At 60.9% G+C, this 18,900-nt stretch carries 18 protein-coding genes; 10 read left to right on the top strand and 8 right to left on the bottom strand.

What is annotated here, in order from left to right:
* Positions 1-22: 22 nt before the first annotated feature.
* The 3 genes from ACQY47_RS09225 to ACQY47_RS09215 are packed head-to-tail and all read right to left on the bottom strand — an operon-like array spanning position 23 to position 2,387.
* Positions 23-409: a DNA polymerase III subunit chi gene (locus ACQY47_RS09225; protein ID WP_428556979.1), complete on the bottom strand. Its 387-nt coding sequence runs from the start codon at positions 407-409 to the stop codon at positions 23-25.
* A gap of 7 nt (positions 410-416) precedes the next feature.
* Positions 417-845, bottom strand: a complete 429-nt coding sequence (locus ACQY47_RS09220) for a DNA polymerase III subunit chi (protein ID WP_017136290.1) — start codon at positions 843-845, stop codon at positions 417-419.
* Positions 846-896: 51 nt separating this feature from the next.
* Positions 897-2,387, bottom strand: coding sequence for a leucyl aminopeptidase (locus tag ACQY47_RS09215; protein ID WP_395600281.1), 1,491 nt, complete (start codon positions 2,385-2,387; stop codon positions 897-899).
* 284 nt (positions 2,388-2,671) lie between these two features.
* On the opposite strand from ACQY47_RS09215, the gene lptF reads away from it, so the two are divergent.
* The 10 genes from lptF to tadA all read left to right on the top strand — a co-directional run bounded on the left by lptF (position 2,672) and on the right by tadA (position 13,211).
* On the top strand, positions 2,672-3,790 hold the full coding sequence (lptF, locus tag ACQY47_RS09210; protein ID WP_017136292.1) for an LPS export ABC transporter permease LptF: 1,119 nt from the start codon (positions 2,672-2,674) through the stop codon (positions 3,788-3,790).
* On the top strand, positions 3,783-4,862 hold the full coding sequence (gene lptG, locus ACQY47_RS09205) for an LPS export ABC transporter permease LptG (RefSeq protein WP_017136293.1): 1,080 nt from the start codon (positions 3,783-3,785) through the stop codon (positions 4,860-4,862). The genes lptF and lptG overlap by 8 nt, the downstream gene beginning before the upstream one ends.
* A gap of 151 nt (positions 4,863-5,013) precedes the next feature.
* Positions 5,014-6,813 (top strand): translation elongation factor 4, encoded by a 1,800-nt coding sequence (gene lepA, locus ACQY47_RS09200; RefSeq protein ID WP_003210439.1) that lies wholly within the window; start codon positions 5,014-5,016, stop codon positions 6,811-6,813.
* 5 nt (positions 6,814-6,818) lie between these two features.
* A complete protein-coding gene (gene lepB / locus ACQY47_RS09195; RefSeq protein WP_017136294.1) occupies positions 6,819-7,673 on the top strand; it encodes a signal peptidase I in 855 nt (284 codons plus the stop codon).
* Between the two features lie 152 nt (positions 7,674-7,825).
* A complete protein-coding gene (rnc, locus tag ACQY47_RS09190; RefSeq protein ID WP_017136295.1) occupies positions 7,826-8,515 on the top strand; it encodes a ribonuclease III in 690 nt (229 codons plus the stop codon).
* Positions 8,508-9,410 carry a GTPase Era gene (gene era, locus ACQY47_RS09185; protein WP_016978271.1) on the top strand — a complete coding sequence of 301 codons (903 nt, stop codon included), beginning with the start codon at positions 8,508-8,510 and terminating at the stop codon, positions 9,408-9,410. The genes rnc and era overlap by 8 nt, the downstream gene beginning before the upstream one ends.
* 159 nt (positions 9,411-9,569) lie before the next feature.
* A complete protein-coding gene (gene recO, locus ACQY47_RS09180) occupies positions 9,570-10,259 on the top strand; it encodes a DNA repair protein RecO (protein WP_017136296.1) in 690 nt (229 codons plus the stop codon).
* 51 nt (positions 10,260-10,310) lie between these two features.
* Entirely contained in the window at positions 10,311-11,054 is a 744-nt protein-coding gene (pdxJ, locus tag ACQY47_RS09175) for a pyridoxine 5'-phosphate synthase (protein WP_017136297.1), read from the top strand.
* A gap of 283 nt (positions 11,055-11,337) precedes the next feature.
* Positions 11,338-12,714: a multicopper oxidase family protein gene (locus ACQY47_RS09170; protein ID WP_428556978.1), complete on the top strand. Its 1,377-nt coding sequence runs from the start codon at positions 11,338-11,340 to the stop codon at positions 12,712-12,714.
* The gene (tadA, locus tag ACQY47_RS09165; RefSeq protein ID WP_017136300.1) at positions 12,714-13,211 is read left to right on the top strand and encodes a tRNA adenosine(34) deaminase TadA; all 498 of its coding nucleotides are present in this window, start codon (positions 12,714-12,716) and stop codon (positions 13,209-13,211) included. The genes ACQY47_RS09170 and tadA overlap by 1 nt, the downstream gene beginning before the upstream one ends.
* A gap of 140 nt (positions 13,212-13,351) precedes the next feature.
* Here the strand turns inward: tadA and cmoB are convergent, their stop codons facing one another.
* The 5 genes from cmoB to lon form a co-directional block, all read right to left on the bottom strand.
* On the bottom strand, positions 13,352-14,308 hold the full coding sequence (gene cmoB, locus ACQY47_RS09160; protein ID WP_236447623.1) for a tRNA 5-methoxyuridine(34)/uridine 5-oxyacetic acid(34) synthase CmoB: 957 nt from the start codon (positions 14,306-14,308) through the stop codon (positions 13,352-13,354).
* Positions 14,305-15,048: a carboxy-S-adenosyl-L-methionine synthase CmoA gene (gene cmoA, locus ACQY47_RS09155; RefSeq protein ID WP_428556977.1), complete on the bottom strand. Its 744-nt coding sequence runs from the start codon at positions 15,046-15,048 to the stop codon at positions 14,305-14,307. The genes cmoB and cmoA overlap by 4 nt, the downstream gene beginning before the upstream one ends.
* Positions 15,049-15,084: 36 nt before the next feature.
* Positions 15,085-15,741 carry a lysoplasmalogenase gene (locus ACQY47_RS09150; protein WP_099548485.1) on the bottom strand — a complete coding sequence of 219 codons (657 nt, stop codon included), beginning with the start codon at positions 15,739-15,741 and terminating at the stop codon, positions 15,085-15,087.
* A gap of 1 nt (position 15,742) precedes the next feature.
* A complete protein-coding gene (locus tag ACQY47_RS09145) occupies positions 15,743-16,132 on the bottom strand; it encodes a protease inhibitor I42 family protein (RefSeq protein ID WP_428556976.1) in 390 nt (129 codons plus the stop codon).
* Between the two features lie 192 nt (positions 16,133-16,324).
* On the bottom strand, positions 16,325-18,748 hold the full coding sequence (lon, locus tag ACQY47_RS09140; protein ID WP_017136305.1) for an endopeptidase La: 2,424 nt from the start codon (positions 18,746-18,748) through the stop codon (positions 16,325-16,327).
* Positions 18,749-18,900 lie beyond the last annotated feature (152 nt).

Genomic DNA, 18,900 nt, shown 5'->3' with positions numbered 1-18,900 from the left:
CATTCTGGACAGGCATCCTGGCTCAGGACTGGTATTGGCTGAGCAACCGCTCCATCCGCGCATCCATCCGCCGTTTGATCTCGGCTTCAATATGCGGAGCAAAGTCGTCGATCACATCCTGCATGATCAGTTGCGCGGCGGCACGCAGTTCATTGTCCAGGTGCAGCAGCAACGCGTCGGGGGCTTTTTCTGCGGCGGGTGCCGGTTCGGCAGCGGGGGCTGGTGTGACAGGTTCAGGTGCGGCAGGTTTGCCACCGACCATGTCGAACAACAGCGGAATCTGTACCTCGCCCTCGACCGATTCGGTCAGCAGCGGCGGTTGCAACTCATCATCACCGAGCAATTGACGGATCGACTCCAGGTCGTCCAGCAAGTGGTCGTCTTTTTTCAGCGGGTTTGGAGTGTCCATCGTGTGCTCAAAGTCGTTGTAGCCGGTGATCTTGCAGAGGATAGCCCTGTTCGCGGTAGAAACGGAAACTCTCCCGCGCGGCCTGACGAATAGCCGGGTCTTCGACCACCACTTCCGCCACGCGGGCAAAAGCCTTGGCAAAGGCCGGTACTTTCAGGTCGAGGTTCACCAGCAGGTCTTGGTGATCGCCGCAGTTGTCGCCCAAACCCAGCACAATCAGGCCTTCGGGTTCGGACTCGGCGGGGCCGTGGGGCACGAAGCTTTCGCCCTTGAAGCGCCACAGGCGGGCGTCAAGGTCTTCACGCTGAGCGGCATCGCTGCAATGCAGGTAGATGCGGTGGCCCATGCGCCAGGCTTTTTCGGTAAGTTTGCAGGCAAAGTCCAGGCGCGCAGAGGGATCGGCGCTGGGCAATATATAGAAGTCGACTTGGGTCATTGCGGTTCCTGAGACCGGGGCGCCGTGAAGGCCGCCCCGGAATCTTCAGTTTCAGGCTTTGGCGCGATCCAGCAGGTACTGGGTCAACAGAGGAACCGGACGGCCACTGGCGCCCTTGTCCTTGCCGCCGCTGGTCCAGGCCGTGCCGGCGATGTCCAGGTGCGCCCAGTTGAAGTTCTTGGCGAAGCGCGACAGGAAGCAGGCGGCGGTGATGGTGCCGGCTTTTGGGCCGCCGATGTTGGCGATGTCGGCGAACGGGCTGTCCAGTTGTTCCTGGTACTCGTCGAACAGCGGCAGTTGCCAGGCGCGGTCGTCGGCAGCCTTGCCGGCGCTGAGCAGTTGCTCGATCAACTCGTCGTTGTTACCCAGCAGGCCCGAGGTGTGAGCGCCCAGGGCGACCACGCAGGCACCGGTCAGGGTGGCAATGTCGATCACGGCCTGTGGCTTGAAGCGTTCGGCGTAGGTGAGGGCATCGCACAGCACCAGACGGCCTTCGGCGTCGGTGTTGAGGATCTCGACAGTCTGGCCGCTCATGGTGGTGACGATGTCGCCCGGGCGTGCAGCACCACCGCTCGGCATGTTCTCGGCGCAGGCCAGGATGCACACCAGGTTGATCGGCAGCTTGAGTTCCAGCACGGCACGCAGGGTGCCGAACACGCTGGCGGCGCCGCCCATGTCGTATTTCATTTCGTCCATGCCGGCGCCCGGCTTGAGGCTGATGCCGCCGGTGTCGAAGGTGATGCCTTTGCCGACCAGCGCGTAAGGCTTCTCGGACTTCTTGCCGCCGTTGTATTGCATCACGATCAGGCGTGGCGGCTGGTCGCTGCCCTGGCCCACGGCATAGAACGAGCCCATGCCCAGTTCCTTGATCTTCTTCTCGTCCAGCACTTCAACCTTCAGGCCCTTGAACTCCTTGCCCAGCGCCTTGGCTTGTTCGCCCAGGTAGGTTGGGTGGCAGATGTTCGGCGGCAGGTTGCCCAGGTCACGGGTAAACGACATGCCGTTGGCGATGGCGGTGGCGTGGGTGACGGCGCGCTCGACTTCAGCCTGGGCGGCTTTGATGGTCAGCAGGGTGATTTTCTTGATGGCGCGCGGTTCGGCCTTCTGGCTCTTGAACTGGTCGAAGACGTAACCGCCGTCCACCAGGCTTTCGGCCAGCAGGCGGGTCTTGCCGTAGCTGTCGCGGCCTTTTACTACGATTTCATCGAGGGCCAGCGCCGCATCGGTGCCGCCCAGGCCTTTAAGAGTGGTGAGGATACCGCTGATGATTTTGCGGAACGGGCGGTCGCCCAGTTCGGCGTCCTTGCCCACGCCCACCAGCAATACACGGTCGGCTTTGAGGTTGGGCAGGCTTTGCAGCAGCAGGCTTTGGCCGACTTTGCCGGCCAGGTCGCCGCGCTTGAGGACCGCGCTGATGGCGCCGCCGCTCAGTTCGTCCAGTTGCTTGGCGGCGACGCCGAGCTTGCGCCCTTCGCCGACGGCGACCACGAGGGTGGCGGTTTTCAACGTTTCGGGGCTAACGCTTTTTACAACCAATTCCATTTTCGGGTCCCTTATTTAAGGTCTGTGAGCCTGGCGTCTGTACGCAGGCTTTGATGCTTGGCAGCTTTGTAAACCGCCCGCGACAAAGGCCGCAGTTTGAACCTCGCCAGAGCAGCCTGACAACCCTTGCAGCACGCTTTGTGCGCGCGTATGAGCAAGCACCGTGACAGGCGCGGTCAATCACAGGATAATGCGCAATCTTTTTAGCCGGCCCGTGCATGTGGGTCGACTCGGTATGCTTGCTTGTTTGGCCGCCTTAGCCTGACAACCCTGGAGTGTCTGGTTTGATCGTCTTCCGTTATCTGTCCCGCGAAGTCCTGTTGACCCTGAGTGCCGTGAGTGCGGTATTGCTGGTCATCACCATGAGTGGTCGTTTCGTCAAATTCCTCGCTCAGGCGGCCTCGGGCGCCCTGGATCCGGGCTCGTTGTTCCTGATCATGGGCTTTCGCCTGCCGGGTTTTTTGCAGCTGATCCTGCCGCTTGGCCTGTTTCTCGGCATCCTGCTGGCTTATGGCCGGCTTTACCTTGAAAGTGAAATGACCGTGCTTTCGGCCACCGGCATGAGCCAGCAGCGTCTGCTGGCCATGACCATGGTGCCGGCCACCGGCGTTGCGCTGGTGGTGGCCTGGTTGAGCATGAGCCTGGCGCCCCAGGGCGCCATGCAGTTCCAGCTGCTGCTGAACAAGCAGGACGCGATGACCGAGTTCGATACCCTGGAGCCCGGGCGCTTCCAGGCGCTCAACGACGGCACGCGGGTCACCTATACCGAAACCATGACCGACGACCGCTCTAACCTTGGCGGTGTGTTCATCTCGCAGAAAAACCTCGGCCTGAACCAGAAGGACCGCGGTATTTCGATTCTGGTAGCCAACAGCGGGCGCCAGGAAATACGCCCTGACGGTAACCGCTACCTGATCCTGGAAAATGGCTACCGCTACGACGGCAGCCCTGGGCTGGCGGAATACCGGGCGGTCAAATACGACACTTATGGCGTAATGCTGGCCAAGCCTGACATCAGTGAAGAGGTCACCGACCGCGATGCACTGCCGACGCTATCGCTGATCGGTAATCCCGAGCTGCGCTCCGTTGCCGAGCTGCAATGGCGACTCTCCCTGCCGCTGCTGGTGTTCATCGTGACGTTGATGGCGGTGCCGCTGTCGCGCGTCAACCCGCGCCAGGGCCGCTTCCTCAAGCTGTTGCCGGCGATCCTTTTGTACATGGCTTACCTGACCATCCTGATTTCCGCCCGTGGCTCCCTGGAGAAGGGCAAGCTGTCGCCAACCCTGGGCCTGTGGTGGGTGCACGGGATCTTCCTGGTGATCGGCCTGGGGCTGCTCTACTGGGAACCTATCCGTTTGAAAATGAAGAGCCGTCGTGGCCTGAAGGAGTTGGCTCGTGGCTAAGCTCGACCGCTACATTGGTAGCAGCGTACTGATCGCCATCCTGGCGGTATTGGGCATCATCCTTGGCCTGGCTTGCCTGTTTGCCTTTATTGATGAAGTGGGCAACGTCACCGACACCTATACCGTCACCCACGTATTGAGCTACGTGGCGCTGACCGCACCGCGTCGCCTCTACGACATGATGCCGATGGCGGCGCTGATCGGCTGCCTGATCGGCCTGGGCAGCCTGGCCAGCAGCAGCGAATTGACCATTATGCGAGCGGCGGGCGTTTCCATCGGCCGCATCGTCTGGGCCGTCATGAAACCCATGCTGTTGCTGATGGCGTGCAGTGTGCTGATCGGCGAGTACGTAGCACCACCGACCGAAGCCACGGCCCAGGCCAATCGAGCCCTGGCCCAGGGTTCGGGGGATGCGCAGAGCGCCAAGCACGGCCTGTGGCACCGCCAGGGTGATGAGTTTATTCACATCAACGCCGTGCAACCGGGCGGTTTGCTGGTGGGTGTGACGCGTTATACGTTCGACAAAGAGCGGCATATGCTGACCTCCAGTTTCTCCAAGCGTGCGCAGTACGACGAGGGGAAATGGGAGCTGTACGATGTCACCACGACGTATTTCCGTAATGTGGGGCAGGGCATCAAGGCCTACACCGAAGTGATCAATGTGCCGTCTGAACAGTGGGACATTGCCCTGAAGCCGGAACTGCTCAATACCGTGGTCATGATCCCGGAAAGCCTGCCGATCTCCGGTTTGTGGAGTTACATCCACTACCTCAAGGATCAGGGCCTGAACAATGGCCGTTACTGGTTGGCATTTTGGGTCAAGGTGTTGCAGCCGCTGGTCACCGCCGCGCTGGTGCTGATGGCTATTTCGTTCATCTTCGGCCCGCTGCGTTCGGTAACGCTCGGCCAGCGTGTGTTTACCGGCGTGCTGGTGGGCTTTACCTTCCGCATCGCCCAGGACCTGCTTGGCCCGTCGAGCCTGGTATTCGGTTTCTCGCCGCTGTTTGCGGTGCTGGTACCGACGGCGGTCTGCGCCGTGGCCGGGTTCTGGCTGTTGCGCCGGGCCGGTTGATACCGCGCTTATGCACAAAAAATGCCCCGCTCATATGACCGGGGCATTTTTGTTCTGGTCAGCAAAGATGACGCCCGGCCCGAGCATCAGGTACAATTCCCGGCTATTTTTCAGCGGGCAATCTGCCTGCAGCCTTTTTGAGTGTTGATCCGTGAGTGATTTGAGTCATATCCGCAATTTCTCCATCATCGCCCACATTGACCATGGTAAGTCGACGCTGGCCGATCGATTCATCCAGATGTGCGGCGGCCTTGCCGAGCGTGAAATGGAAGCCCAGGTCCTGGACTCCATGGACCTCGAGCGCGAGCGCGGCATCACCATCAAGGCCCACAGCGTTACCCTGTACTACACCGCAAAAGACGGTATCAAGTACCAGCTGAACTTCATTGACACCCCTGGCCACGTTGACTTCACCTACGAAGTCAGCCGTTCGCTGGCCGCCTGTGAAGGTGCCTTGCTGGTGGTCGATGCCGGCCAGGGTGTTGAAGCCCAGTCCGTGGCCAACTGCTACACCGCGATCGAGCAGGGCCTTGAGGTCATGCCGGTACTGAACAAGATCGACCTGCCCCAGGCCGATCCTGACCGCGTTAAAGAAGAAATCGAAAAAATCATCGGCATTGACGCCACCGACGCCGTCGAGTGCAGCGCCAAGACCGGCCTGGGCGTTGACGAAGTGCTCGAGCGCCTGGTCAAGACCATTCCTGCGCCTACCGGCAACTACGAAGATCCGCTGCAAGCGTTGATCATCGACTCCTGGTTCGACAACTACCTGGGCGTTGTTTCCCTGGTACGCGTGCGCCACGGCCGTGTGAAGAAGGGCGACAAGATCCTGGTCAAATCCACCGGCAAGATCCACCTGGTGGACAGCGTCGGTGTATTCAACCCGAAACACACCGCCACCACCGACCTCAAAGCCGGTGAAGTGGGCTTCATCATCGCCGGTATCAAGGACATTCACGGTGCGCCAGTGGGTGACACCCTGACCTTGAGCTCCACCCCTGACGTCGACGTGCTGCCGGGCTTCAAACGCATCCAGCCGCAGGTTTACGCCGGCCTGTTCCCGGTCAGCTCCGACGACTTCGAAGACTTCCGCGAAGCGCTGCAGAAGCTGACCCTCAACGACTCGTCGTTGCAGTACACCCCGGAAAGCTCCGACGCCCTGGGCTTCGGCTTCCGCTGCGGGTTCCTGGGCATGCTGCACATGGAGATCATCCAGGAGCGCCTCGAGCGCGAATACGACCTGGACCTGATCACCACGGCGCCGACGGTTATTTTTGAGCTGGCGCTGAAAACCGGTGAAACGATTTACGTCGACAACCCGTCCAAGCTTCCGGATCTGTCCTCCATCGAAGACATGCGCGAGCCGATCGTGCGGGCCAATATCCTGGTTCCGCAAGAGCACTTGGGCAACGTTATTACCCTGTGTATCGAAAAACGTGGCGTGCAGCACGACATGTTGTTCCTCGGTACCCAGGTGCAAGTGACCTACGATTTGCCGATGAACGAAGTGGTTCTGGACTTCTTCGACCGTCTCAAATCCACCAGTCGCGGCTATGCTTCGCTGGATTACCATTTCGACCGTTACCAATCGGCTAATCTGGTGAAACTGGATGTGCTGATCAACGGCGACAAGGTGGATGCACTGGCGCTGATCGTGCACAAGGACAACGCGCACTACAAAGGTCGCCAGTTGACCGAAAAGATGAAAGAACTGATTCCGCGCCAGATGTTCGATGTCGCGATCCAGGCCGCCATTGGCGGGCAGATCATTGCACGGACCTCCGTCAAGGCACTCAGAAAGAACGTACTGGCCAAATGCTACGGCGGTGACGTAAGCCGTAAGCGCAAGCTGCTTGAGAAGCAAAAGGCCGGTAAGAAACGCATGAAGCAAGTGGGCAACGTGGAAATTCCACAAGAAGCCTTCCTTGCAGTGCTCAGGTTGGATAGTTAGGTCCTATGTCACTAAATTTCCCGCTGTTGCTGGTCATCGCCGTTGCCGTTTGCGGTCTCCTGGCGTTGCTCGATCTGGTGTTCTTCGCCCCGCGTCGGCGGGCGGCGATCGCCTCGTATCAGGGCAGCGTCAGCCAGCCCGATGCGGTGGCAATCGAGAAACTGAACAAAGAGCCTTTGCTGGTTGAATACGGCAAGTCGTTCTTCCCGGTGTTGTTCATCGTGCTGGTGCTGCGTTCGTTCCTGGTGGAGCCGTTTCAGATCCCTTCGGGGTCGATGAAACCTACCCTGGACGTGGGCGACTTCATCCTGGTGAACAAGTTCTCCTACGGGATCCGCCTGCCGGTGCTCGACAAGAAAGTCATCCCGGTCGGTGACCCGCAGCGCGGCGATGTGATGGTGTTTCGCTACCCAAGCGACCCGAACGTCAACTACATCAAGCGTGTCGTGGGCCTGCCGGGCGACGTGATTCGCTACACCAGCGACAAGCGCCTGTTCGTCAATGGTGAGTCGGTAGCCGAGAAGTTGATCGGCACCGAGCCGAACACCCTGGGCAGCGCTGAGCTGTATCAGGAAAAACTCGGCGCAGTAGAGCACCAGATCCGCAAGGAAATGAGCCGCTATCGCTCGCCGCCCGACACCGAATGGAAAGTGCCGGCCGGGCACTACTTCATGATGGGCGACAACCGTGACAACTCCAACGACAGCCGGTATTGGGATGACCCTAATATCCCCAAGGACCTGCTGGGCATGGTTCCCGACGAGAACATTGTCGGCAAGGCCTTTGCGGTCTGGATGAGCTGGCCGGAACCCAAGCTCAGCCACCTGCCGAACTTCTCGCGGGTCGGGCTGATCAAGTAATACAGGCGGCGCTGTGAACACAGCGCCGAATGCTTTTCTGGGGTTGGGACAATTATTGGCCCAACTCCTTGCTGTACCAATCAGGATTTGAATTTGAACACTGCGTCAATCGTCGATGGCCGCCGGTGCCACCAAACAGAAATGGGTAAACCGTGAGCGTTTCTCTAAGCCGTCTCGAGCGCCAGCTCGGCTACACCTTCAAGGACCAGGAATTGATGGTCCTTGCCCTCACACACCGCAGCTTTGCAGGGCGCAATAACGAGCGCCTGGAATTCCTCGGTGATGCCATCCTCAACTTTGCCGCCGGTGAGGCGCTGTTCGAGCGTTTCCCGCAAGCGCGCGAGGGCCAGCTGTCACGCCTGCGTGCACGCCTGGTAAAAGGCGAGACCCTGGCCGTGCTGGCCCGTGGTTTCGGCCTGGGCGAGTACCTGCGCCTGGGGTCCGGCGAGCTGAAAAGCGGCGGCTTTCGCCGCGAGTCGATCCTGGCCGATGCCCTCGAAGCGTTGATCGGTGCGATCTACCTGGATGCAGGCATGGAGACCGCCAAGGAGCGCGTAGTCGCCTGGCTGGCGTCGGAGATCGAGAGCCTGACGCTGGTCGACACCAACAAAGATCCCAAGACCCGCCTGCAGGAATACCTGCAGTCGCGTGGTTGCGAACTGCCACGTTACGAAGTGGTGGATATCCAGGGTGAACCCCATTGCCGCGTGTTCTTCGTGGAATGTGAAATCACCTTATTGAATGAAAAAAGCCGAGGTCAGGGTGTGAGCCGTCGTATTGCCGAACAGGTAGCGGCCGCTGCAGCACTGATTGCCCTGGGCGTGGAGAATGGCCATGACTGATTCAACCGCAACACGCTGTGGCTATGTTGCCATCGTCGGCCGCCCGAACGTGGGCAAGTCCACGCTGCTGAACCACATCCTCGGCCAGAAGCTGGCGATCACCTCGCGCAAGCCGCAGACCACCCGCCACAACATGCTGGGCATCAAGACCGAAGGCAATGTGCAAGCGGTCTACGTCGACACCCCAGGCATGCACAAAGGTGGCGAGAAGGCGCTGAACCGCTACATGAACAAAACCGCTTCGGCGGCGTTGAAAGACGTCGACGTGGTGATCTTCGTGGTCGACCGCACCAAGTGGACCGACGAAGACCAAATGGTTCTGGAGCGCGTGCAGTACGTCACTGGCCCGTTGATCGTCGCGCTGAACAAGACCGACCGCATCGAAGACAAGGCTGAGCTGATGCCGCACCTCAGCTGGCTGCAGGAGCAACTGCCGAACGCCCAGATCATCCCGATCTCGGCCCAGCACGGCCACAACCTCGACGCTCTGGAACGTGTGATCGCCGAGCACCTGCCGGAGAACGAGCACTTCTTCCCGGAAGACCAGATCACCGACCGCAGCAGCCGTTTCCTGGCCGCTGAACTGGTACGCGAGAAAATCATGCGCCAGATGGGCGCCGAGCTGCCGTACCAGATCACCGTCGAAATCGAAGAGTTCAAGCAGCAGGGCAAAACCCTGCATATCCACGCGTTGATCCTCGTTGAACGTGACGGCCAGAAGAAAATCATCATTGGCGACAAGGGCGAGCGCATCAAACGCATCGGCACCGAAGCGCGCAAGGATATGGAATTGCTGTTTGATTCCAAGATCATGCTTAACCTGTGGGTGAAGGTTAAAGGTGGTTGGTCCGATGATGAGCGCGCGCTGCGTTCCCTGGGCTACGGCGACCTGTAACACCCCGCAGTATCTCTGTGGGAGCGGGCTTGTGTGGGAGCTGGCTTGCCTGCGATAGCATCACCTCGGTGCAACTGAATGACCGAGGTGCCTGCATCGCGGGCAAGCCCGCTCCCACATTGGTTTGTCGCTGTTCTTAAGTTCTGCGAAGAGACTTGCATGTCCCAAACCCCACCCCCCAGCCAACTCGCCTACGTCCTGCACAGCCGCGCCTACCGCGAGACCAGCGCTTTGGTGGATTTCCTCACGCCCCAAGGCCGCTTGCGCGCGGTGTTGCGCAGTGCGCGGGGCAAAGCGGGTACGTTGGCACGGCCGTTTGTGGCGCTGGACGTGGAGTTTCGTGGCAAGGGCGAGCTGAAAAACGTCGGCCGCCTGGAAAGCGTCGGCACCTCGGCCTGGCTCAATGGCGAAGCGCTGTTCAGTGGCCTCTACCTAAACGAACTGTTGATCCGCCTGCTGCCCGCCGAAGACCCGCACCCCGCCGTCTTCGATCACTACGCTGCCACGCTGGTGGCCCTGGCCGAAGGTCGCCCGCTGGAGCCGCTGCTGCGCGCCTTCGAATGGCGCCTGCTCGATGACTTGGGCTACGGCTTCGAACTGAGCAATGACCTGCACGGCGACCCCATCGCCGCCGACGGTATGTACCGCCTGCAAGTCGACGCCGGCCTTGAGCGCGTATACCTGCTGCAACCGGGCCTGTTCCAGGGCACCGAGCTGTTGGCCATGAGCGAAGCGGACTGGACCGCGCCTGGCGCCTTGTCCGCCGCCAAGCGCCTGATGCGCCAGGCGCTGGCCGTGCATTTGGGCGGGCGCCCGCTGGTCAGTCGCGAGTTGTTTCGAAAGCCCTGACAAGCCCGTGTATGCTGTGCAGCGTTTCTTTCCCTTTTCAGGAGCGCTTCCGTGACCACCAGCAATCGCATTCTTCTTGGCGTCAACATCGACCACGTCGCCACCCTGCGCCAGGCCCGGGGCACCCGTTACCCCGACCCGGTCAAGGCCGCGCTGGACGCCGAAGAAGCGGGTGCCGACGGCATCACCGTGCACCTGCGCGAAGACCGCCGCCACATCCAGGAGCGCGATGTACTGGTGCTCAAGGACGTGCTGCAAACCCGCATGAACTTCGAGATGGGCGTCACCGAAGAAATGATGGCGTTCGCCGAGCGCATCCGCCCGGCGCATATCTGCCTGGTGCCGGAAACCCGCCAGGAACTCACCACCGAAGGCGGCCTCGATGTGGCCGGCCAGGAAGCGCGGATCAAGGCGGCGGTGGAGCGCCTGTCGAAGATCGGCAGCGAAGTGTCACTGTTCATCGACGCCGACGAGCGCCAGATCGAAGCGTCGCGTCGCGTCGGCGCGCCGGCGATCGAACTGCACACCGGCCGTTACGCCGATGCCACCACGCCCACCGAAGTGGCTGAGGAACTGCAGCGCATCATCGACGGCGTCAAGTGCGGCCTCAACGAAGGCCTGATCGTCAACGCCGGCCATGGCTTGCACTACCACAACGTCGAAGCCGTGGCCGCGATCAAGGGCATCAACGAGCTGAACATCGGCCATGCGCTGGTGGCGCATGCGCTGTTCGTCGGTTTCAAAGGCGCGGTTGCCGAAATGAAAGCCCTGATTCTGGCGGCTGCCAAGCACTGATCAGACACTGGAAATCTCCTGTGGAGCGGGCTTGTGTGGGAGCTGGCTTGTGTGGGAGCCGGGCTTGCCCGCGATGCAGGCGCCTCGGTTTTTCAGTTTTACCGAGGTGATGCTATCGCAGGCAAGCCAGCTCCCACACAAGCCAGCTCCCACAGGAAATCTTCAGAGTCTTCATCGGCGTTTTCGCCATGCGGCAATGCGAAGCCTTACTGTTTAGCCGATGCAGGTGTATCGTATCTGCCCTTTGCGGGCCTCTGGCCTGCGGCAGATACGTGAGGTTGTTGTGTCCCGATCCTTTTCCCGTCGACAAATCCTGGGTGGCCTGGCAGGCCTGGCCGTCGTGGGCGTCGGTGCCGGTGGCGCCTATCGCTACTGGCTGGGGAAAGTCGCCGAGGCCAACGTGGGCCACGATTACGAGCTGATTGCCGCACCGTTGGACGTGGAACTGGTGCCCGGCCACAAGACCGAAGCCTGGGCGTTCGGCCCCTCGGCGCCAGGCACCGAGTTGCGTGTGCGCCAAGGCGAGTGGCTGCGGGTACGTTTTATCAACCACCTGCCGGTCGCCACCACCATTCACTGGCACGGCATCCGCCTGCCGCTGGAAATGGACGGCGTGCCCTACGTCTCGCAACTGCCGGTACTGCCCGGTGAATATTTCGACTACAAATTCCGCGTGCCCGATGCCGGCAGCTACTGGTATCACCCCCATGTGAACAGCAGCGAAGAACTCGGCCGTGGCCTGGTCGGCCCGCTGATTGTCGAAGAGCGCGAGCCCACCGGTTTCAAACACGAATGCACCTTGAGCCTGAAAAGCTGGCACGTGGACGAAGAGGGCGCCTTTGTCGCCTTCAGCGTGCCCCGTGAAGCGGCGCGTGGTGGCACGGCCGGGCGGTTGTCGACCATCAATGGCGTGCCCCAGGCGGTGATCGATCTGCCTGCCGGGCAGATCACCCGCGTGCGCTTGCTCAACCTCGACAACACCCTGACGTATCGCCTCAACATCCCCGACGTTGAAGCGCAGATCTACGCACTGGATGGCAACCCCATCGAGCCGCGCCCGTTGGGCAAGGAATACTGGCTGGGCCCGGGCATGCGCATTTGCCTGGCGATCAAGGCGCCACCGGCGGGTCAAGAGCTGTCGATCCGTAACGGCCCGGTGCGTCTCGGCACTTTCCGTTCAGTTGCCAATACCGACGCGCCGAGCGAATGGCCGCCAGCACTGCCCGCCAACCCGATTGCCGAGCCGGACCTGGCCAATGCCGAGAAACTCAACTTCAATTTCGAGTGGGTCGGCAGCGTGTCGGTGGATGACGGCAAACCGCCGAGCCTGTGGCAGATCAACGGCAAGGCCTGGGACATCACCGACAAGACCTGCGCCGACCGCCCGATTGCCAGGCTTGAGAAGGGCAAGAGCTACATTTTTGAATTGAAGAACATGACCCAGTACCAGCACCCGATTCACCTGCACGGCATGAGCTTCAAGGTGATCGCCTCGAACCGCCACAAGGTGATTCCGTATTTCACCGACACCTACCTGCTGGGCAAGAACGAGCGTGCGCGCGTGGCGTTGGTGGCCGATAACCCAGGCGTGTGGATGTTTCACTGCCACGTGATCGACCATATGGAAACCGGCCTGATGGCCGCCATCGAGGTGGCGTGATGCGCCAGATTCGCCCCGCAGCGATTATCGACCGCAGCCGCGACCAGCACTTCATGCGTGAGGCTCTGGCCCTTGCCGCCCAGGGCGCGGCACTTGGCGAAGTGCCCGTGGGCGCGGTGCTGGTGCAAGGCGGTGAAATCATCGGCCGTGGCTTTAACTGCCCGATCAGCGGCAACGACCCCAGCGCCCATGCCGAGATGGTCGCCATTCGCGCCGCTGCGCAGGCGATCAGCAACTACCGGCTGGTGGGCAGCACGCTGTACGTGACGCTGGAGCCGTGCAGCATGTGCGCTGGTTTGATTGTGCATTCGCGTATCGCGCGGGTGGTGTACGGCGCGCTGGAGCCCAAGGCCGGGATTGTGCAAAGCCAGGGGCAGTTTTTTACCCAGGGCTTTCTCAACCATCGGGTGCTGTATGAAGGCGGGGTGTTGGCCGAGGAATGCGGCACGGTACTGAGTGAATTCTTCAAGGCCCGCAGAGCCAAGCCCACACTCTAAAGAACACCGAGGAGCCAATGTGGGAGCTGGCTTGCCTGCGATAGCGGTGTATCAGTCACTGATGAGTTGTCGGGCTGGCCGCCATCGCAGGCAAGCCAGCTCCCACATTTTGATCCCCATTTAGTCAGGGAAATCAGTGTTTATTTCTTGGCGATAATCACCGCCCGCATCGGCGCCGGCAGCCCTTCGATGGTCTTGCTGTGATCATCCGGGTCCAGGAAATCACTCAGCGACTGATACTTCATCCACTCGGTGCCGCGTTGTTCTTCAACCGTGGTCACACTCACATCCACACAACGCACTTCACTGAAACCCGCGCGGCGCAGCCACAGCATCAGTGCCGGCACCGACGGCAGGAACCACACGTTGCGCATTTGCGCATAACGGTCTTCCGGCACCAGCACCTGCTGCTGATCGCCTTCGACGACCAGGGTTTCCAGGACCAACTCGCCGCCTTTGACCAAGGTGTCCTTGAGCGCCAGCAAGTGCTCAATGGGCGAACGACGATGGTAGAACACGCCCATGGAAAACACCGTGTCGAAGCCTTCCAGGTTCGACGGCAGGTCTTCAAACGGGAACGGCAAGTGCCAGGCCTTTGGCTCGTTCAGGTAGCGCTGCACGGCCTGGAACTGGCAGAAGAACAGCCAGTTCGGGTCCACGCCAATGACGCTGTCGGCCCCCGCGCCGAGCATGCGCCACATGTAATAGCCGTTGCCGCAGCCCACATCGAGGATGCGCTTGCCCTTCAAGTCCAGGTGCGGTGCAACCCGCGACCACTTCCAGTCTGAACGCCACTCGGTGTCCACATGCACGCCAAACAGGTTGAACGGGCCTTTGCGCCATGGGCTCAGGCCCATCAGCGCGGTGTGCATTTGCGCGCGGGTGGCGTCGTCGCAATCGGTATCAAGCGTCAGGCCATTGAGCAAATCGACTTCGCTGGGCTGGATCTGCGGCAGTGCGTCCAGCGCACTTTGCCAGCGCTCCAGGTCGCCATGGCCCTTTTCCATTTTGCTGTCGAGCTGCGCTTGCAGGCCCTGGGCCCATACGGCCAGAGGAGTACCGACCAAGTGGCGGGCGAGGGGGGACAAATCAATCATGGCAAGGCAATCAACGAGGCAAAGTTAAGACACTGGAACCACGGCACGACTTTCGAGAACCCGGCCGCCAGCAGGCGTTCGCGGTGTTCTTCGAGGCTGTCGGGCTTCATGACGTTTTCGATGGCGCTGCGCTTCTGGGCAATTTCCAGTTCGCTGTAGCCGTTGGCGCGTTTGAACGCGATATGCAGGTCGGTGAGCAATGCGTGTTCTTCGGGATCGTTGAAACGCAGCTTTTCCGAAAGGATCAACGCCCCGCCTGGCAGCAGCGACTGGCGGATACGCCCGAGTAACGCCAGGCGTTGGTCAGGCGCGATAAATTGCAGGGTGAAGTTCAACGCCACCACCGAAGCAGGCTTAAATTGCAGCGCGAGAATGTCGCCCTCAACCACCTCAACCGGCAGCAACTCCTGGAACATCGAGTCCTGACCGTTGAGGTATTCGCGGCAGCGCTCGACCATGGCGGCGGAGTTATCCACTGCAATCACCCGGCAGCCGTCGGTGCGCACGTGGCGACGCAAGGCTTGGGTCACAGCGCCTAGGGACGAACCGAGGTCGTAAAGCACGCTGCCCGGCTGGGCAAATTGCGCCGCAAGCACGCCGAGGTTCTCGACGATGGTCGGGTAACCCGGCACCGAGCGCTTGATCATGTCCGGGAACACCCGCACCACGTCCTCGTTAAAGGCGAAGTCCGGCACCTGGGGCAGGGGCTGGGCGAATAGGCGATCGGGTTCTTTGCTCACGGTTGTTCCGGCGACGAGGGGGGAAAGGCCGGCATTTTAGCCAAGTTGGCCCTCATGTGCGCGGGTTGTCTGATGGAAAGCCGAAGCGGTAATACCCCACTGACCCAGCCAATAGGTGGTGATCAGCAAATACGGTGCCGCATCGAAGGCCAACACAAACCGGTTGATGCCGATCAGCGTGTCGGAAAACACAAACGACACCGCCCCCGCTGCCGCAAGCCATGCCGAGCGTTTGGGCACTTCACTGCCCAGCCGTGCGAGCGCACGCCAAAGCATGGCACTGATCACCAGGGCGTAAACCACCACTGGAATCAGCAAGTCGCCGAGGCCGTGGGAAATCAAAATACTCAGCAGGATTGCCCCCACACCCAGCGCCAATACCAATGGCAACACCGCCAGGCGGCGGCAATCGCTGAAATAGGCTTTCAGATACGCCAGGTGCGCAAACAGGAACGCGCCGAGGCCAAAGATAAACAGGTCGCCCGGCCAAGCGAGCAGCACATCACCGACCAGGGAAAAAATCAGCCCCAGGCTGATCCAGCGTCGATAGTCAGTGGGCGGCGCATCATGCAGCCAGCCCAGCAGTGCCAGCACCGGCAGTGGTTTGACCAGCAGGCACAACAAGGTGGCGTGGGTGGTCAGGCCGTAGATAAAGGTGCCGGCGCCCATCAGCGCAAGGATCAGCCATGGCATATCAGTTCACCGTAATGGCGCAGTCGAAGGTTTCGGCCGGTTCGGCTTCCGGCTCCCAGGGTTGCTGGGATGTCAGGCGCAAACGGCCCTGGCCGGCTGCGAAGGCCTGGAAGCGCCAGGTGGAGTGGCCACCGCCGCCGATCACACCGGATTCCGCGCTGCTGTAGACCTCCGGGCTCAAGGCACGCAGCACACCGCCGGCGGAATCCTGGATGGCCCAGCGGTAGCCGGTGGTGGGGTTGCTCAGCAGGGTGAGGATCAGGTTTTGTCCGGTTTTAAGCTGCAGCGGGCAGGCGCTCTGGTTGTCCACTGTGACGTTTTGCTTGGGGGCACTGGCGCATCCGGCCAGCAGGGCAAGGCTCAAGGGGAGAAGCAGGCGGGCAGCGGTCATGGAGGCTCCGTTGTGTGGCGACGAAGGGCGAGCATAACCGAAGATGAGACAAGGTGTGACAAGCAGACAGTGACAGAAACCTTTGTGGCGAGGGAGCTTGCTCCCGCTGGCCGCGAAGCGGCCCCGGCTTTGTTGGGACTGCTGCGCAGTCCAGCGGGAGCAAGCTCCCTCGCCACAGGGTTGGAGTGAAATTTAGAAGAGCACCTTCGCCACATCCGCAAAGCGCTTGGCAAAGTGTACCGTCATGCCTTCCTTCAGGTACTCCGGCAACTCCTCAAAGCTCCCGCGATTCGGCTCCGGCAAGATCAGCTCGTGAATCTTCTGGCGGCGCGCCGCAATCACCTTCTCGCGCACGCCGCCAATCGGCAGCACATGCCCGGTCAAGGTCAGCTCGCCGGTCATGGCCACACCTTTTTTCGGCGGCTGGTTGCGTGCCAGCGACAGCAGCGCACTGGCCATGGTGACACCCGCGCTCGGGCCGTCTTTTGGTGTGGCGCCTTCCGGCACGTGCAGGTGTACGAAGGCTTCATCGAAGAACTTCGGATCGCCGCCAAACGACTTCAGGTTCGAGCTGATGTAGCTGTAGGCGATCTCGGCGGACTCTTTCATCACTTCACCCAACTGCCCGGTGAGTTTGAAGCCGCGATTGAGCGTGTGGATGCGCGTCGCCTCAATCGGCAAGGTCGCGCCGCCCATGCTGGTCCAGGCCAGGCCAGTGATCACACCAGTGCCCGACAGCACTTGCTCGTTGCGGAACACCGGCATGCCCAATGAGCTTTCCAGGTCCTTGTTGCCGATCTTGATCACCGAGTTCGGCTCATCCAGCAACTTGACCACGGCCTTGCGCACCAGTTTGCCCAGCTGTTTCTCCAACTGGCGCACCCCGGCTTCCCGCGCATAACCGTCGATCAACGCACGCAGGGCGCCGTCGCTGATGCTCAGGCTGGTTTTCGCCACGCCGGCTTTTTCCAGCTGCTTGGGCCACAGGTGACGCTTGGCGATGGCGACTTTTTCTTCGGTGATATAGCCCGACAGGCGAATCACTTCCATACGGTCCAGCAACGGGCCGGGGATCGAGTCCAGGGTGTTAGCGGTACACACGAACAGCACTTTGGACAGGTCCAGGCGCAGGTCCAGGTAGTGATCGAGGAATTCGACGTTCTGCTCAGGGTCGAGGGTTTCCAGCAGCGCAGACGCCGGGTCGCCCTGGAAGCTCTGGCCCATCTTGTCGATCTCGTCGAGCATGATCACCGGGTTCATCACTTCCACATCTTTAAGCGCCTGCACCAGCTTGCCCGGCAGGGCGCCGATGTAGGTGCGGCGATGGCCCTTGATCTCGGCCTCGTCGCGCATGCCGCCAACGCTGAACCGATAGAACGGCCTGCCCAGGGATTCGGCGATGGATTTACCCACACTGGTCTTGCCCACGCCCGGCGGGCCGACCAGCAGCACGATGGAACCGGCGACTTCGCCTTTGTAAGCACCGACCGCGAGGAATTCAAGGATGCGACTTTTGATGTCGTCCAGGCCTGCATGGTGCTTATCCAGCACTTTGCGCGCGTGTTTCAGGTCGAGCTTGTCCTCGCCATATACGCCCCACGGCACGGAAGTGGCCCAGTCCAGGTAGTTGCGTGTGACCGCGTATTCCGGCGAACCGGTTTCCAGGATCGACAGCTTGTTCATCTCTTCGCCGATGCGTTTTTGCGCCTGGGCCGGCAGCACTTTGCCCACCAGGCGTTGCTCGAACTGTTCGACGTCAGCGCTGCGGTCATCTTTGGTCAAGCCCAACTCTTGCTGGATGACCTTGAGTTGTTCCTTGAGGAAGAACTCGCGCTGATGCTCACCGATCTTGCGGTTTACCTCGGCGGAGATTTCCTTCTGCAGGCGCGCGACTTCAACTTCCTTGCGCAGCATTGGCAATACTTTTTCCATGCGCTTGAGCATGGGGACGCAGTCGAGCACTTCCTGCAACTCGTTACCGGTTGCCGAGGTCAACGCGGCGGCGAAGTCGGTGAGCGGCGAGGGGTCGTTGGGGCTGAAGCGGTTGAGGTAGTTCTTCAACTCTTCGCTGTACAGCGGGTTGAGTGGCAGCAGTTCCTTGATCGCATTGATCAGCGCCATGCCGTAGGCCTTGACCTCGTCGGTAGGCTGGGTGGGCTGGTGCGGGTATTCGACTTCCACCAGGTATGGCGGGCGATGGTGCTTGAGCCAGGTCTTGATGCGCACGCGGGTCAGGCCCTGGGCGACGAACTGCAGCTTGCCGTTCTCGCGGCTGGCGTGGTGCACCTTCACCAGCGTGCCGTACAGCGGCAGGCTGGAGGTGTCGAAGTGGCGCGGGTCTTCGGGTGGTGTGTCCATGAAAAACAGCGCAAGCGAGTGGTGGTCGGATTTGCTCACCAGCTCCAGGGTTTCGGCCCACGGATCTTCGTTGACGATGACCGGCAATACCTGCGCCGGGAAGAACGGCCGGTTGTGGATCGGGATGATATAGACCTTGTCCGGCAGGTTTTGCCCAGGCAGGGCCAGGCCGGTGTTGGACGAGGTTTCGTGCTCAGCGTTTTCGGGGTCGGCGTAATCGTTCAGGTCGATGTCCGGGAATTCTTGCTGGTCGCTCATGGGGCACCTGCATAAGGAAGTATGCAGGTTAGATGGGGCGGGGTAGCGGTGGTTTCAATGGTGGGCGTGAGATAGCAACATATTGCATGAAATTTCTAAAACGACGCTGAGTCCATGTGGGAGCTGGCTTGCCTGCGATAGCGGTGTGCCAG

The sequence above is a fragment of the Pseudomonas edaphica genome (assembly GCF_965277385.1).
GTDB lineage: Bacteria > Pseudomonadota > Gammaproteobacteria > Pseudomonadales > Pseudomonadaceae > Aquipseudomonas > Aquipseudomonas edaphica.
The sequence above is the reverse complement of the archived record's forward strand: the minus strand, read 5'-3'. Positions and strand labels throughout refer to the sequence as shown.

Bases quoted from the DNA above. Each gene is read 5' to 3' on its own strand.
- ACQY47_RS09225 (WP_428556979.1), bottom strand. From the start codon at position 409: ATGGACACTCCAAACCCGCTGAAAAAAGACGACCACTTGCTGGACGAC.
- ACQY47_RS09220 (WP_017136290.1), bottom strand. From the start codon at position 845: ATGACCCAAGTCGACTTCTATATATTGCCCAGCGCCGATCCCTCTGCG.
- ACQY47_RS09215 (WP_395600281.1), bottom strand. From the start codon at position 2,387: ATGGAATTGGTTGTAAAAAGCGTTAGCCCCGAAACGTTGAAAACCGCC.
- lepB (WP_017136294.1), top strand. From the start codon at position 6,819: ATGTCACTAAATTTCCCGCTGTTGCTGGTCATCGCCGTTGCCGTTTGC.
- era (WP_016978271.1), top strand. From the start codon at position 8,508: ATGACTGATTCAACCGCAACACGCTGTGGCTATGTTGCCATCGTCGGC.
- recO (WP_017136296.1), top strand. From the start codon at position 9,570: ATGTCCCAAACCCCACCCCCCAGCCAACTCGCCTACGTCCTGCACAGC.
- tadA (WP_017136300.1), top strand. From the start codon at position 12,714: ATGCGCCAGATTCGCCCCGCAGCGATTATCGACCGCAGCCGCGACCAG.
- cmoB (WP_236447623.1), bottom strand. From the start codon at position 14,308: ATGATTGATTTGTCCCCCCTCGCCCGCCACTTGGTCGGTACTCCTCTG.
- ACQY47_RS09150 (WP_099548485.1), bottom strand. From the start codon at position 15,741: ATGCCATGGCTGATCCTTGCGCTGATGGGCGCCGGCACCTTTATCTAC.
- ACQY47_RS09145 (WP_428556976.1), bottom strand. From the start codon at position 16,132: ATGACCGCTGCCCGCCTGCTTCTCCCCTTGAGCCTTGCCCTGCTGGCC.
- lon (WP_017136305.1), bottom strand. From the start codon at position 18,748: ATGAGCGACCAGCAAGAATTCCCGGACATCGACCTGAACGATTACGCC.